Genomic DNA, 14,554 nt, shown 5'->3' on the forward strand with positions numbered 1-14,554 from the left:
CATTTGCTGACCCTTGGGTCGCGTAGGCGCATCGGCGCCCATCCTTTATAGTTGAGTGCCAGCTTTACGCCACCTTGATTAAAAGCCCCGCACCGACGGGCACGATGGGGTAGGGTTGTGGTCGTAGCTATTGAACTCAAGTGACTGAAAGGATATCCGCCATGCTGGACTGGAAAAACCGTGCAGGCAGCGCCCCAGGCCCAAGCCCTGCGCCCAAGTCGGCCTCCCGCAGCTATTTTCGTAATCTGTTGATGAGCCGTGCCCTGATGACCCTGGTGGTGATTTACCTGTTGGTCACCGGTGGCCTGGGCTGGTATTGGAGCCAGGAGCCGGCGTTGTTCCCGGTCCAGCAAAATGCGCAAATTGCCGCCGAAAAAGACGGCAAACAAATGGTGCTCGGCTTTACCACTGTCGAAACCGTCAAGACCGTGGTGGGTACCCTGCTGAACAAGCCTGGCGGTTATATTTCCAATGACCGCTTCCCGCCTGGGTTGTGGATGGACAATATGCCCAGCTGGGAATATGGCGTGCTGGTGCAGGTGCGTGACCTGACCCGTGCCCTGCGCAAGGACTTCGCCCGCTCGCAATCGCAATCGGCCGAAGACGCCGACCTGGCCAAGGCCGAGCCGCGCTTTAACTTCGACAACAAGAGCTGGGTGCTGCCCTCCAGCGAATCGGAGTACCAGGAAGGCATCAACTCCCTGAACCGCTATCAGGCGCGTCTCTCCGACCCCAACCAGAAAGGCGCGTTGTTCTACGCGCGTGCCGACAACCTGAACAACTGGCTGGGCGATGTTGCTACCCGCCTCGGTTCGTTGTCGCAGCGCCTGTCGGCCAGTGTCGGCCGGGTCAAGCTCAATACCGCGCTGAAAACCGAAACGCTGGCGCCGGGCGAAGTGCCGCAGCTCGATGAAGAAGTGGTGGAAACCCCATGGATGCAGATCGACAACGTGTTCTACGAGGCCCGCGGCCAGGCCTGGGCCCTGTCCCACCTGTTGCGCGCCATCGAAGTCGACTTTGCCGACGTGCTGGCCAAGAAAAACGCCACCGTCAGCGTGCGCCAGATCATTCGTGAGCTGGAGGCGTCCCAGGAAACCCTGTGGAGCCCGATGATCCTCAATGGCAGCGGCTATGGCGTATTGGCCAACCACTCGCTGGTGATGGCCAACTACATCTCCCGCGCCAACGCGGCGGTGATCGACTTGCGTCAACTGCTGAACCAGGGTTGAGTCATGGTCGATAGCGCCAAGGAGGTCGCGCACCGCGCGGCCTCGGATGCCGAACACATCGCCTGGGTCGACGAGCAGGACAACCTGCTCGGCGCCCTGGTGCGTGCTGACCTGCGCGAGCGCGGGCTGATCGGGCGCGGCACCTACATCATGCTGTTTAACTCAAAGGGTGAACTGTGCGTGCACCGGCGCACCCTGAGCAAAGCCATCTATCCCGGTTATTGGGACGTGGCGGCGGGCGGCATGGTCGGGGCTGGCGAGACCTACGAGCAGTCGGCCGCCCGTGAGCTGGCAGAAGAATTGGGCGTCAGCGGTGTAGAACTGACCGCCCACGACCACTTCTTTTTCGAGGATACGGGTAACCGGCTCTGGTGCTCGGCGTTTTCTGCGGTCTGGGATGGGCCGCTGCAGCTGCAGCCCGAAGAGGTGCTGGAAGCGCGTTTTATGTCCATTGAGGCAGTCCTGGCCGATATCGAGCAAAAGTCCTATTGCCCCGACTCCCTGGCCGCCTTAAAACGCTATCTGGCGGCGCGTCGCTAAAGTTGCATAAATTGGCGCCATTTGGCTCTTAGCAAGTAGGCTTTTTGCCGTTACACTGCGCGACTTTTCAAGCCGAACTGCCTTGGCGGTTCGGTAGCGCTGCCCCTGCCTGAGTGGGGCTTCGCGGTTGGTGGCCGGTTGACGGGCACTGATCAGTCTTCATCCTCCCAAGAGGATTGCCGGTGGCCAAAAAAGCCGCATCCTTCGCCGCCCTTGGTGGCCTGGTGTTTTCCACCGACGCAGGTCGGCATTGCCCGGACTGTCGCCAGCCCGTGGACGCCTGTACCTGCAAACAGACCCTGATTCCCGAAGGTGACGGTATTGCCCGCGTACGCCGCGAGAGCAAGGGCCGTGGCGGCAAGACGGTGACCACCATCACCGGCGTGCCTCTGGCGGCCGAGCCACTCAAGGAGTTGGCCACCGTGCTGAAAAAGCGCTGTGGCACCGGTGGCGCCCTGAAAGACGGGATCATCGAAATCCAGGGCGATCACGTCGAGTTGCTGTTGGCCGAGTTGATCAAGCTCGGTTACAAGGCGAAGAAATCCGGCGGCTAGCAGCCTCTGTGAAACCCGCACCGACGAGCGCGCTCGTCGTCTCCATGGTTTCACAGAGCCTGTTCCTGACCGGTGTCTAAACTCTGTCCTGCGAGCGGGGTCTACCTCTCTCACAGGCAAATCGTCATTTTCACTCTTTAGACTGCGCCAGCCTCTGACTTGGGTGGCGCTCTTCGACTTTATATAGGGGACTTCGATGTCCGTACGACGCACACGCAAAGACGATGGCAGCCAATGGACAGTTGCGGACAGCCGCAGTGTTTACGGGATTCGCCATTGGGGGGCCGGATATTTCGCGATCAATGATGCCGGTCGCGTTGAAGTCCGTCCGAACGGCCCGAACAGCTCGCCCATCGACTTGTACGAGCAAGTGGACGAGCTGCGCAAAAGCGGCCTGTCCCTGCCGTTGCTGGTGCGCTTCCCGGATATCCTGCAAGACCGCGTGCGCCAGCTGACCGGCGCCTTCGACGCGAATATCGAGCGCCTGGAATACCAGAGCAAATACACCGCGCTGTACCCGATCAAGGTCAACCAGCAGGAAGCGGTGATCGAGAACATCATCGCCACCCAGGACGTGTCCATCGGCCTGGAAGCCGGCTCCAAGCCTGAGCTTCTGGCGGTGCTGGCCCTGGCACCGAAAGGCGGCACCATCGTCTGCAACGGTTACAAGGACCGTGAGTTCATCCGCCTGGCGCTGATGGGCCAGAAGCTGGGCCACAACGTGTTTATCGTGATCGAGAAAGAGTCCGAAGTGGGCCTGGTGATCGAAGAAGCCGCCAACCTCAAGGTCAAGCCACAGGTCGGCCTGCGGGTGCGCCTGTCGTCCCTGGCGTCGAGCAAGTGGGCAGACACCGGTGGCGAGAAGTCCAAGTTCGGCCTGTCGGCGGCGCAGTTGCTGTCGGTGGTCGAGCGCTTCCGCGCCGCCGGCCTGGACCAGGGCATCCGCCTGTTGCACTTCCATATGGGCTCGCAGATCGCCAACCTGGCGGACTACCAGCACGGGTTCAAGGAAGCCATCCGTTACTACGGTGAACTGCGCAACCTTGGCCTGCCGGTGGACCACATCGACGTCGGCGGCGGCCTGGGCGTGGACTACGACGGTACCCACTCGCGCAACGCCAGTTCGATCAACTACGACATGGACGACTACGCCGGCGTGGTGGTGGGCATGCTCAAGGAGTTCTGCGACGCGCAGAACCTGCCGCACCCCAATATCTTCTCCGAGAGCGGCCGCTCCCTGACCGCCCACCACGCCATGCTGGTGGTGCAAGTCACCGACGTCGAGAAACACAACGACGACGTGCCGGTGATCGAGAACAAGGAAAGCCTGCCGGAAACCGTGCAATGGCTGGTTGACCTGCTGGGCCCGACCGACATTGAAATGGTCACCGAAACCTACTGGCGCGCCACCCACTACATGAGCGACGTGGCCGCCCAGTACGCCGACGGCAAACTGACCCTCGCGGAAAAAGCCCTGGCCGAACAGTGCTACTTCGCCGTGTGCCGCCGCCTGCACAACTCGCTCAAGGCCCGCCAGCGCTCGCACCGCCAGGTGCTGGACGAACTCAATGACAAGCTGGCCGACAAGTACATCTGCAACTTCTCGGTATTCCAGAGCCTGCCGGACACCTGGGCCATCGGCCAGGTACTGCCGATTCTGCCGCTGCATCGCCTCGACGAAGAGCCGCTGCGCCGTGCGGTGCTGCAAGACCTGACCTGTGACTCCGACGGCAAGATCAAGCAATACGTCGACGAGCAGAGCATCGAGACCAGCTTGCCGGTGCACGGTTTGAACGAAGGCGAAGATTACCTGCTGGGCATCTTCCTGGTGGGCGCCTACCAGGAAATCCTCGGGGACATGCACAACCTGTTCGGTGACACCGACTCGGTGAACATCTACCAGCGCGACGACGGCACCGTCTACAGCGCCGGGATCGAGACCCACGACACCATCGAAGACATGCTGCGCTACGTGCACTTGTCGCCGGAGGAGTTGATGACCCACTACCGTGACAAGTGCGCCAGCGCGAAGATCACGGCGGCGGAGCGTACGCAGTTCCTGGATGCTTTGCGCCTGGGCCTGACCCGCTCCTCGTACCTGTCTTCCTGACTTATCAGATGCGCGGCGCCTCATCCACGTCATAACGGTCGCGCAGCGGAACGCCCATTTCCTCACGGAGGGCGTTTTCCGTGAAGGGATAAGGGTTGACGTTGGTCGCTGGAGTGTTGGGGTTATTGTCAAAGTCGAAAGGCGTGGCATCCGTGGGAATTCCAACCACTTGGTATTCCTCGTTGTTTACGGTTCTCGGCACTCCGCCTCTGAGGAGGGGGGCTCCATTAGCGTCCTTCAGGATTTGTTTGCCAGGTATGCCCGTCCCTGTGGCTCCATTGAACGCGTGAGCGAGTTCATGATGGAGCGTAATCTCCGGGGAGATGGAAAAGGTCTGGTCAAAGTCAGCGGGTTCGAAAACGATTTCGGGCTGGGTCGAAACTGAACCCGGTTTGTTGTCTTTTATATAACCAAACTCAGGGCGGAAAGGGTCTTTCCTGAGCTCAGCGTTTGAGGTGTACTCATTCCTGAATCCGTAGGCGCTAAAGCCTGGGGTGTGCGATTCGGTAAGGACGATAGGCCTATGCCCGTCTTCAACAAATTGATCCATGGCTTCGAGTGCTTTTTGACCCGCTGGTGAGGCTCTTAGTCGGTCTATAACATCTTCCGTCTGTTCTATGAATTGTTCTGTACCTTTTATTACCAAGCCTTTTCTACCGCTCTCGGAATATGTAACAGGGATGATTTTAGAGTTGCCTTGGTTGTTAATTGTGTCGGTAGACTTGGCATAGATCTTATCGTTTTTATCATAAGAGTTAATGGTGTCGGCGCCCTCGCCGCTATAAAAAGTAGTCCGGTAATAACCACTCAGTGTGTCATTGCCCCTTCCCCCGTTTAGTACAACCTTGCCAGGCCCAGCATAAAGATGGTCATCTCCCCTGTCGCCGTTGAGGAATAACACTCTGTTGGCAGGACCAAAGCCTGCATACAGGTGATCGTTTCCTTTTCCTCCCGATATCGCAGCGTTGCCCGTGCCGGCAGTAATTGTGTCGTCGCCATCACCGCCAGTTACCGCCATATCGCCGGTGCCCAGGCGTATGTGATCGTTTCCTTTTCCACCGATCACGGTCCCCACTCGCCCATTTGAAACAATATCGTCATCACCGTCGCCGCTGTTTATGTGCATTTCGATGTTGACGTACTTGTCGACGGTAATGCGGTCATTGCCTCCAGCAGTGTTGATCCTCAGTGAGTGCGCGTTGTTGTTTGCTGTCAGTGGGAGTTTGTAGTCTTTGCCATTGATACGCGCGTTGAGCTGGTGGTTTGCGCCTACGGTAATACTGACGTTGTCAGCCCGGTCGGAGGTGGAAATCAGTACTCTGCTGACACCGGGTACACGCTTGCCTTGAGGGTCTGTTTTATAGGTTGAAATCTGCTGGATCTTGGTGTTTCCATCATCCGCTAAAACGCTGATATGTGGGGTGCCGACCGGTTCCGCCGGTGGAGTGACGCGTGGTGAAAGGGGGGCTGCGGTTGCTGGTGTCGGGAGTATATTCATTCACAGACCTACCTTGGATGAGAGGTGATGTTTGACCTCGAAGGTGTAAATGCTCTGTGGTCTGCTCCCCGAAAAACAGCCAAGCTGTTTTGTAACAATCAACAGATAGCCCGCGTTCTCAGGGTTGGCCGAGCCAGCGGTCCTGTTTGTTCAGTCGCCACGCAATCGCCCACAACGTCAGACTGCGCACCGCCATAAACAGCAGGAACGTTATCCACAGCCCGTGGTTACCCAACCCCTGCAGCGCCCAGGCAAGCGGCAGCATAATCAGCACCGTCAGCAGCATGCCATTGCGCATCTCCCGCGCACGGGTCGCGCCGATAAACAAACCGTCCAACAAGTAACTCCACACCGCAATCAACGGCAGTACCGCAAGGTACGGCAGGTAGAGATCGGCGGTTGCGCGCACGCTGGGGATATCGGTCTGCATGGCGATAAACAGGTGCCCGCCGAAGGTAAACAGCAGGGCGAAGCCGAGACTGGCGATCAGCGACCAACCGCAAGCGACCACCAGTGAGCGGCGCAGGGCCTGGCGGTCATGGGCGCCGATGGCGTGGCCGCACAGCGCTTCTACCGCGTGGGCCAAACCGTCCAGGGCATGGGCGGTCAGCAACAGCCCGTTGAGCAGCAGGGCATTGGCCGCGACGGTGGCATCGCCCAACCGTGCGCCTTGCACCGTGATCATGAAAAACACCGACTGCAGCGCCAGGCTGCGGATAAAGATGTCGCGGTTGACCGCCAGCAGCGCGCGCCAGCTTTGCCAGACCTTGAGCGCCGCCCAGGCGATATGCCCAGGGTAGGCGCGCAGGGCTTTTTGCGTGAGGGCCAGGCCGAGCAGGGCGCCGGTCCATTCGGCAATCACCGAGGCCCGCGCCGAACCGACTACGCCCCAGTCCAGGCCCAGCACAAACCACAGGTTCAGGGCGATATTCACCAGGTTAGTGGTCAACAGAATCGCCAGCGGCGCCCGGGCGTTTTGCGTGCCCAGGAACCAGCCCACCAAGGCATAGGTAGCCAGGGCGGCGGGCAGGCCGAACAGGCGGGTGTGGAAGAACTCGCGGGTCAGTTGATTCAACTCGGCGGAGGGCTGCATCCACTCCAGCGCCAGGTGGCTCAGGGGAATGCCCACCGTGCCGAGCACCATTGCCAACCCCAGTGCCAGCAGCAGACCTTGCAGCAGGATTTGCCGCAGCGCCGCGCCATCATTGCGCCCGGCGGCCTGGGCGGCAAACCCGGTGGTGCCCATGCGCAGAAAGCCCATGGCCCAGGCCAGGAAGGTATACAGGCTGGCCCCTACGGCCACGGCGCCCAATTGGTGGGCGTGGGGCAGATGGCCGATGACCATGCTGTCCACCAGCGCCACCAGCGGTACCGAAATATTCGACAGAATCATCGGCGCGGCCAGGGCCCAGACACGGCGGTGAGTGGGGCGATGACGCCAGTCGGTGAGTAAGGTGGACATGCGGGCTCCTTGGGGGAGCGGCATTGTAACGCTGCCTGGGCAGCACCGCAGACCCAATGTGGGAGCAGGCAAGCCAGCTCCCACAGCAGGTCCCAGCGTTTTGGGTGGCAATGTCGGCATGATGAAGGCTCATGGCTGCGCTGATGAGCTTTCGCTTCTGGCCAGCACGCGAGGCTGAGTTAAATACCCGCCTTCTCCTCAGAACAGCCAAACCCCATGGATAACTCCGATATCGCGATCACCCTGGTCCTGATCTCCGCCTTCATGCACGCCACCTGGAACGCTGTTGTCCGAGCCGGCAGCAGCCGCTTCATGACCCTGGCCATCGTCGATGGCACGGCGCTGGTGATCTGCCTGGCGGCGCTGCCGCTGGTCAATGTGCCGAGCCTGCAAGTCTGGGGTTACGTACTGCTCTCGGTGATATTGAATACGGTCTATCGCCTGTTTCTGATCAAGGCCTATGAGACGGGCGACTTCGGTCAGGTCTACCCGGTGATGCGCGGTGTGCCGCCGGTGCTGGTGGCGTTGTTTTCCTACTTTCTGCTACATGAGCAACTGTCGTTCCAGGCGATGGCCGGGGTGTTGTTGATTTGCCTGGGGATCATCAGCCTGACATTTGTGCGCAGGATGACCGCGCACATGCTCAAACCAATCCTGATGGCGGTGGGCGCTGGAGTGTTTATTGCGTCCTACACAGTGGTGGACGCCAAGGGCGTGAGAGCCAGTGAAACGGTGCTGCAATACATTATTTACCTGACGGTGTTCCAGAGCATTCCTATCCCGCTGCTGGCGTTTTGCAAGGAGCGTGCGGCACTTGTCCAAACCATTGGCAGTCATTGGCGAGTGGGTGTCTTGGGGGGTGTTTTTTACCTGGCATCCTACGGCCTGGTGTTGTTCGCGCTGTCGCTGGACGCGGTGGCCAAGGTCTCAGCGCTGCGGGAAACCAGTGTTATTATCGGCGCCATTATTGCCGCGCTGTTCTTTCATGAACGGTTCGGCTGGCGACGGATGCTCTCGGCGTGCGTCATTGTTTGCGGGATCATCCTGATCAAAGTGAGCACTTGATGGCTCAGCGTCCTCCACCCACTGCGATGCTTCAGGCTTTTGTCAGCGCCGCGCAAACGGGCAGTTTCGCGCGTGCGGCATCTGAGCTTAACCTCACCGCCAGTGCCATCAGCCATCAAATTGCGGGCCTGGAGGAGTGGTGGGGCGTGCAGTTGTTTGAGCGGCACTCACGTGGCGTCAAGCTGACGTCGGCAGGGCACGCCTTGTTGCCGGTCACTGATGGGTTTTTCAAAGGGCTGGAGGCGGCGTTGCAGGTTCTCAATCCGCGCGAAGCCCAACCGTTGTACCTCTCGTGCACCTCTTCACTCTGTTCGACCTGGCTGATTCCCAGAGTGCATGGCTCGCATACTGACGCCTCGTTCAATCTCGACCTGGTGCTGACCAGCGCAGATATGAGCCCTGCCAGCCTGGGTGCTCATCAATTTGATGTCGCAGTAGTCATAGGGGGCGGGGACTATCCGGAGCATCATGTCGAGTTGCTGATGCGCGATGCGGTGTTTCCCGTATGTTCGCCGGCGTTTTATCGCGAGCATGGCGATATTGCGCCGAAGGATATCGCCCGGTACCCATTGATTCACCGGGCGGATGATCAGATCTGTCCGGGGTGGGAGAGTTGGTTTGCGTTCCAGGGGTTGCGGCCCCCCCGTATCACCCTGGGCCTCGGTTTCCGGATTCGAGCCTGGCTATAAGCCTTGCGCTCAAGGGGGCTGGGATCGCACTGGGCAGGACGGCGTTGGTATATGACCAGTTGGAAGAGGGGGGATTGGTTGCCTTGAGCAGCCCGGTGATGATGTCGCCGGCGGCGTACTACATTATTTGCCGCAAGGGTCGACAGTCCGAGCCGGCCATCGCCCGGTTGATTGAGTGGCTCAAGCTCAGCGCGGGTGAGTTTCTGCGGGAGGTTGGGGCGAGGCATCCGCAAATAGCGGGCGCTGGAGCATTTCAGAGGTAGGGTTTGACCTGACTTGGTCTGTACACAGAACCAAATCGCCCTCCGTCGGTCAATGTGATCGCCACCATCACCCGCTTCACTGGCGCTGATATATAGTTCACCCCTCAGACACCCTCACAACGAGTGCCCCATGCTTAACAAAGGATTGTTCCTGGCCTGCGCGCTGGCCCTGCTGAGCGCCTGCGATTCTTCCGACAAACCAGCAGCGCCAGCGGCCCCTGCGGCAGCGGTGACGGCGCCGGCCAAGGCCGCGGTAGACGTGGCGACGCTCAAGCAGCGTTATGCCGGCCGTGAGTTAAGCGTGGTGGACGTGTCTGAGGTGCAACTGGATGGCGCCAGCACCTTGTCGGTGAGTTTTTCGATTCCGCTGGACCCGGACCAGAAGTTCGCCGACAAGCTGCACCTGGTGGACAGCAAATCCGGCAAGGTCGACGGTGCCTGGGAGCTTTCCGACAACCTGATGGAACTGCGCCTGCGTCACCTGGAGCCCCAGCGCAAACTGGTGCTGACCGTGGACGCCGGCCTGCGTGGGGTGAATGACGCCAAGCTCGCCGCCGAGTACGTCAGCCGCCTGGAAACCCGCGACCTGCAAGCCACCGTCGGCTTCGCCAGCCGTGGCACCCTGTTGCCCACCCGTCTGGCCGAAGGTTTGCCGGTGATCGCGCTGAATGTCGACAAGATCGACGTCGAATTCTTCCGCATCAAGCCCGAATCGCTACCGGCGTTTCTCGCCCAGTGGGGCCGCAATACCAGCCTGCAAAGCTATGAGTCCCGTGAACTGCTGCCCATGGCCGACCTGGTGTACGGCGGCCGTTTCGACCTGAATCCTGCGCGCAACACCCGTGAAACCCTGCTGCTGCCCATCGCCGGCCTCAAGCAACTGCAACAGCCGGGCGTGTACCTGGCGGTGATGCGCGCCTCGGGCACTTACAACTATTCGCAACCGGCCACGCTGTTCACCCTCAGTGATATCGGCCTGTCGGTGCACCGTTACGCCAACCGCCTGGATGTGTTTACCCAGGCGCTGGAAGGCGGCAAGGCACTCGATGGCGTCGAGCTGGAAATCCTCGATGCCGAAGGCCGCGTGTTGGGCCAGGGCAAGACCGAGAAGGGCGGCCACGCCGAACTGCCATTGCCGAAAAAGGCCCAGGTACTGCTGGCCAAGCAGGGCGAGCAAACCAGCCTGTTGCGCCTCGACAGCGCAGCGCTGGACCTGGCCGAGTTCGATATCGGCGGCCAGCCCGCGCACCCGCTGCAATTCTTTGTGTTCGGCCCGCGTGATCTGTACCGCCCTGGCGAAACCGTGCTGCTCAACGCCCTGCTGCGCGACAAGGACGGCAATGCCGTCAAGCCGCAGCCCGTGAGTGTCGAAGTGCGCCGCCCGGATGAGCAGGTCAGCCGCAAATTCGTATGGGACGCCGATGCCTCTGGCCTCTATCAGTACCAGTTGCAGTTGGCCGGCGAAGCGCCGACCGGGCGCTGGCAGCTGGTGTTTGACCTGGGTGACGGTAAGCCGCAGCTGTATGAATTCCTCGTCGAGGACTTCCTGCCCGAGCGCCTGGCCCTGGAACTCAAGGGCAGCGACACGCCGTTGAGCCCGGCGGACAACGCCGTTATCCAGGTCAACGGCCGCTACCTCTACGGCGCCCCGGCGGCGGGCAATCGCCTGAGCGGGCAAGTGTATGTGCGCCCTCTGCGCGAGGCGGTCAAAGCCCTGCCGGGCTACGAGTTTGGCTCGGTAACGGAAGAAGAGCTGAGCCAGGATTTTGAACTGGACGAAAGCGTGCTCGATGCCCAGGGCCAGGAAAAGCTGACCCTGGAAAGCAAATGGAGCGAGGCCAAGTCGCCGCTGCAACTGATCGTGCAGGCCAGCCTGCAAGAATCCGGCGGGCGCCCGATCACCCGCCGCCTGGTACAGCCGGTATGGCCGGCCGAGCAACTGCCCGGCCTGCGCGGCTTGTTCGATGGCAAGGAGACCGATGGCGATGGCCCGGCGGAATTCGAAGTACTGCTGGCCAACCAGCAAGGTGACAAGCTGGCGGCGGACAACCTCAAGGTCCGCCTGATCCGCGAGCGCCGCGACTACTACTGGAACTACTCGGACAACGACGGCTGGAGCTATCACTACAACGAGAAATTCCTCAACCTCGATGAGCAGACCGTCAACATCAAGGCCGGCGATACGGCCAAGGTCAGCTTCCAGGTGGAGTGGGGCCCTTACCGCGTCGAAGTCGAAGACCCACAGACCGGGTTGATCAGCAGCAAGCGCTTCTGGGCTGGCTACCAGGCTCAGGACAACACCGAAGGCGGCGCCGTGCGCCCGGACCAGGTCAAGCTGGCGCTGGACAAACCGGCATATGGCGATGGCGATACGGCCAACGTCACCGTCACCCCGCCGGCAGCCGGCAAGGGCTACCTGTTGGTCGAATCCAGTGAAGGCCCGTTGTGGTGGCAGGAAATCGAGGTGCCGGCCGAAGGCAAGAGCTTTGCAGTGAAGCTCGATCCGAAATGGTCGCGTCATGATCTGTATGTCAGCGCGCTGGTGATCCGTCCCGGCGAGCGCAAAGCCAACATCACCCCCAAACGCGCCGTGGGTTTGCTGCACCTGCCGTTGGATCGTACCCAGCGCAAACTGGGCCTGACCCTGACTGCACCGGAAAAAATGCGCCCCAAGCAGCCACTGACGGTCAAGGTTGCGGCAAAAAATGCCGATGGCAGCGTGCCGAAACAGGTGCATGTGCTGGTGGCGGCGGTGGACGTGGGCATCCTCAATATCACCGAGTACCCGACCCCGGATCCATACTCCAGCCTGTTCGGCCGCAAGGCGTATGGCGTGGATCAGTTCGATATCTATGGGCAGTTGATCGAAGCCGGCCAGGGCCGCCTGGCCAGCCTGGCCTTTGGTGGTGACGCGGCGCTGGCCAAGGGCGGCAAGCGCCCGGACACCAGCGTCACCATCGTCGCCCTGCAAAGCGCGCCGGTGACCCTGAATGAGAAAGGCGAGGGCGAAGTCAGCGTCAATATCCCCGACTTCAACGGCGAGTTGCGCCTGATGGCCCAGGCCTGGAGCGATGACCGCTACGGCATGGCCGAAGCCAAGACCGTGATCGCCGCGCCCTTGATTGCCGAGCTGTCGGCCCCACGCTTCCTCGCTGGCGGCGACCAGACGCGCCTGGCGCTGGACCTGTCCAACCTGTCGGGCAAGGCGCAGAAGCTCGATGTGCAACTGACCGCCGAAGGTCAACTGACCCTGCTGGGCGAGCCATCGCAAAGCGTGCAACTGACCCAGGGCCAGCGCACCACCTTGCAGATTCCAGTGCGTGCGCTGGGCGGTTTTGGCCAGGGCAAGATCAAGGTTACGGTCAACGGCCTGGACCTGCCGGGCGAGAACCTGCCGGCGTTTACCCGCGAATGGACATTGGGCGTGCGTCCGGCTTATCCGGCGCTGCTCAAGCAATACCGCGCAGTGCTCAAGGACGAAGCCTGGAGCCTGCCGGACAGCGAACTGGCCCTGTTTGAACCGGCCGGGCGTGAGGCGCTGTTGAGCCTGTCGAGCCGCCCGCCGTTGAACCTGGGCGAGCAGATTCGTGCGCTCAAGGCCTACCCGTATGGCTGCCTGGAGCAAACCGCCAGCGGCCTGTACCCGTCGCTGTACGCCGACGCCGCCGTGCTGACACGCCTGGGGTTGACCGGCGAGCCGGATGCCGAGCGCAAACGCAAGATCGAACTGGGCATCGAGCGCCTGCTGGGCATGCAGCGCTACAACGGCAGCTTCGGTTTGTGGGGTGCCGATGGCGAGGAAGAATACTGGCTGACGGCGTACGTCACCGACTTCCTGCTGCGCGCCCGCGACCAGGGTTTTGCCGTACCGCCTGAAGCGCTGAAGAAGGCCAGCGAACGCCTGCTGCGTTATGTGCAGGAACGCAACCTGATTGAAGTCGACTACAGCGACAACGCCGACCACACGCGCTTCGCCGTGCAGGCCTACGCCGGGCTGGTGCTGGCGCGCAGTCAGCAGGCGCCGCTGGGCGCATTGCGCAGCTTGTTCGAGCGCCGCAGCGATGCGCGTTCCGGCCTGCCCCTGGTGCAGTTGGCGATTGCCTTGCAGAAGATGGGCGACCAGCCGCGCGCCGACCAGGCATTGCTCGCCGGTTTGGCGGTCAAGCGCAAAGCCAATGAATGGCTGGCCGACTACGGCAGCCCCCTGCGTGATCAGGCGATGATCCTGGCCTTGCTGGAAGAAAACGACCTGGCCAAAGGCAAGCGTGAAGAACGCCTGTTCGAGCTGTCGGACCAGATGGCGGCCAGCCCATGGCTGTCGACCCAGGAGCGCAACTCGCTGTTCCTCGCCGGCCGTGGCCTGCTGGGCAAACCGGAAACCAACTGGACGGCGCAGTTGAGCAGCGGCGGCGAAACCCGCGAGCTGAACAACGGCCAGTCCGGCCTGAAGCTGGAAGGCCCGTTGCTGGCTTCACCGCTGACCCTGCGCAACCCGGGCAGCGAGCCGATTTACCAGCAACTGAGCATCTCCGGTTATCCACAGCACGCGCCGGTAGCGGGTGGCGAAAACCTGAGTATTCGTCGTGAGTACCTGGGGATGAATGGCCAGCCGCTGAACCTGCAAAACCTGCGCAGCGGCGACCTGGTGCTGGTGCACATTGCGGTCAGCGCCAACAAGCAACGGGTGCCGGATGCACTGGTGGTCGACCTGCTACCAGCTGGCCTGGAGCTGGAGAACCAGAACCTGGGCCAAAGCGCCGCCAGCCTGGAAAACGCCAGCAGTCAGGTCAAGGAATGGCGCGAGTCGATGCAGAATGCGTCGATCAAGCATCAGGAATACCGCGATGATCGCTATGTGGCCGCGCTGAACCTGGACGGCTACGGCACCACGCACCTGCTGTACCTGGCCCGCGCTGTCACGCCTGGGACTTATCGCGTACCGCCGCCGCAAGTGGAGTCGATGTACCGGCCGAACTGGCAGGCAGTGGGGGATACCCCAGTGGATATGGTGATCAAGGGGCGTTAAGCGCCTCCTGTAGGAACTGGTGCTGCCTTTAATGTGGCAGCTTGCCCGCGATAGCGGTTTTTCAGCCGATGTATTCGGCGACTGACACACCGCTATCGCGAGCAAGCTCGCTCCCACA

At 61.3% G+C, this 14,554-nt stretch carries 10 protein-coding genes; 8 read left to right on the plus strand and 2 right to left on the minus strand.

Annotated elements, in window-relative coordinates:
- Positions 1 to 161: 161 nt before the first annotated feature.
- From HU773_RS03815 to speA, 4 genes are all read left to right on the plus strand, one after another.
- Entirely contained in the window at positions 162 to 1,229 is a 1,068-nt protein-coding gene (locus HU773_RS03815; RefSeq protein ID WP_057958214.1) for a DUF2333 family protein, read from the plus strand.
- 3 nt (positions 1,230 to 1,232) lie between these two features.
- Positions 1,233 to 1,769 (plus strand): NUDIX hydrolase, encoded by a 537-nt coding sequence (locus HU773_RS03820; RefSeq protein WP_057437578.1) that lies wholly within the window; start codon positions 1,233 to 1,235, stop codon positions 1,767 to 1,769.
- A gap of 182 nt (positions 1,770 to 1,951) precedes the next feature.
- Positions 1,952 to 2,323: a translation initiation factor Sui1 gene (locus HU773_RS03825; protein WP_029297635.1), complete on the plus strand. Its 372-nt coding sequence runs from the start codon at positions 1,952 to 1,954 to the stop codon at positions 2,321 to 2,323.
- Between the two features lie 196 nt (positions 2,324 to 2,519).
- Entirely contained in the window at positions 2,520 to 4,433 is a 1,914-nt protein-coding gene (gene speA, locus HU773_RS03830) for an arginine decarboxylase (protein WP_029297633.1), read from the plus strand.
- Positions 4,434 to 4,437: 4 nt separating this feature from the next.
- On the opposite strand, the gene HU773_RS03835 is transcribed toward speA, so the two are convergent.
- Both HU773_RS03835 and HU773_RS03840 read right to left on the minus strand, forming a co-directional pair.
- Positions 4,438 to 5,931, minus strand: coding sequence for a M91 family zinc metallopeptidase (locus HU773_RS03835; protein ID WP_186625837.1), 1,494 nt, complete (start codon positions 5,929 to 5,931; stop codon positions 4,438 to 4,440).
- Positions 5,932 to 6,049: 118 nt separating this feature from the next.
- Positions 6,050 to 7,393, minus strand: a complete 1,344-nt coding sequence (locus tag HU773_RS03840) for an MATE family efflux transporter (RefSeq protein ID WP_120731453.1) — start codon at positions 7,391 to 7,393, stop codon at positions 6,050 to 6,052.
- 216 nt (positions 7,394 to 7,609) lie between these two features.
- Here HU773_RS03840 and HU773_RS03845 point away from each other — a divergent pair, with 216 nt between their 5' ends.
- The 4 genes from HU773_RS03845 to HU773_RS03855 all read left to right on the plus strand — a co-directional run bounded on the left by HU773_RS03845 (position 7,610) and on the right by HU773_RS03855 (position 14,436).
- Complete coding sequence (locus HU773_RS03845) at positions 7,610 to 8,458, plus strand: EamA family transporter (RefSeq protein ID WP_057958219.1); 849 nt, start codon at positions 7,610 to 7,612, stop codon at positions 8,456 to 8,458.
- Positions 8,458 to 9,147 (plus strand): LysR family transcriptional regulator, encoded by a 690-nt coding sequence (locus HU773_RS03850; RefSeq protein ID WP_264083180.1) that lies wholly within the window; start codon positions 8,458 to 8,460, stop codon positions 9,145 to 9,147. The genes HU773_RS03845 and HU773_RS03850 overlap by 1 nt, the downstream gene beginning before the upstream one ends.
- Positions 9,063 to 9,410, plus strand: a complete 348-nt coding sequence (locus HU773_RS27535; protein ID WP_264083181.1) for a LysR substrate-binding domain-containing protein — start codon at positions 9,063 to 9,065, stop codon at positions 9,408 to 9,410. Before HU773_RS03850 ends, HU773_RS27535 begins: the two co-directional genes overlap by 85 nt.
- Positions 9,411 to 9,540: 130 nt before the next feature.
- On the plus strand, positions 9,541 to 14,436 hold the full coding sequence (locus HU773_RS03855; protein ID WP_115127301.1) for an alpha-2-macroglobulin family protein: 4,896 nt from the start codon (positions 9,541 to 9,543) through the stop codon (positions 14,434 to 14,436).
- Positions 14,437 to 14,554: the final 118 nt, after the last annotated feature.

This window comes from Pseudomonas shahriarae, from assembly GCF_014268455.2.
In the GTDB taxonomy this organism is placed as follows: Bacteria; Pseudomonadota; Gammaproteobacteria; order Pseudomonadales; family Pseudomonadaceae; genus Aquipseudomonas; species Aquipseudomonas shahriarae.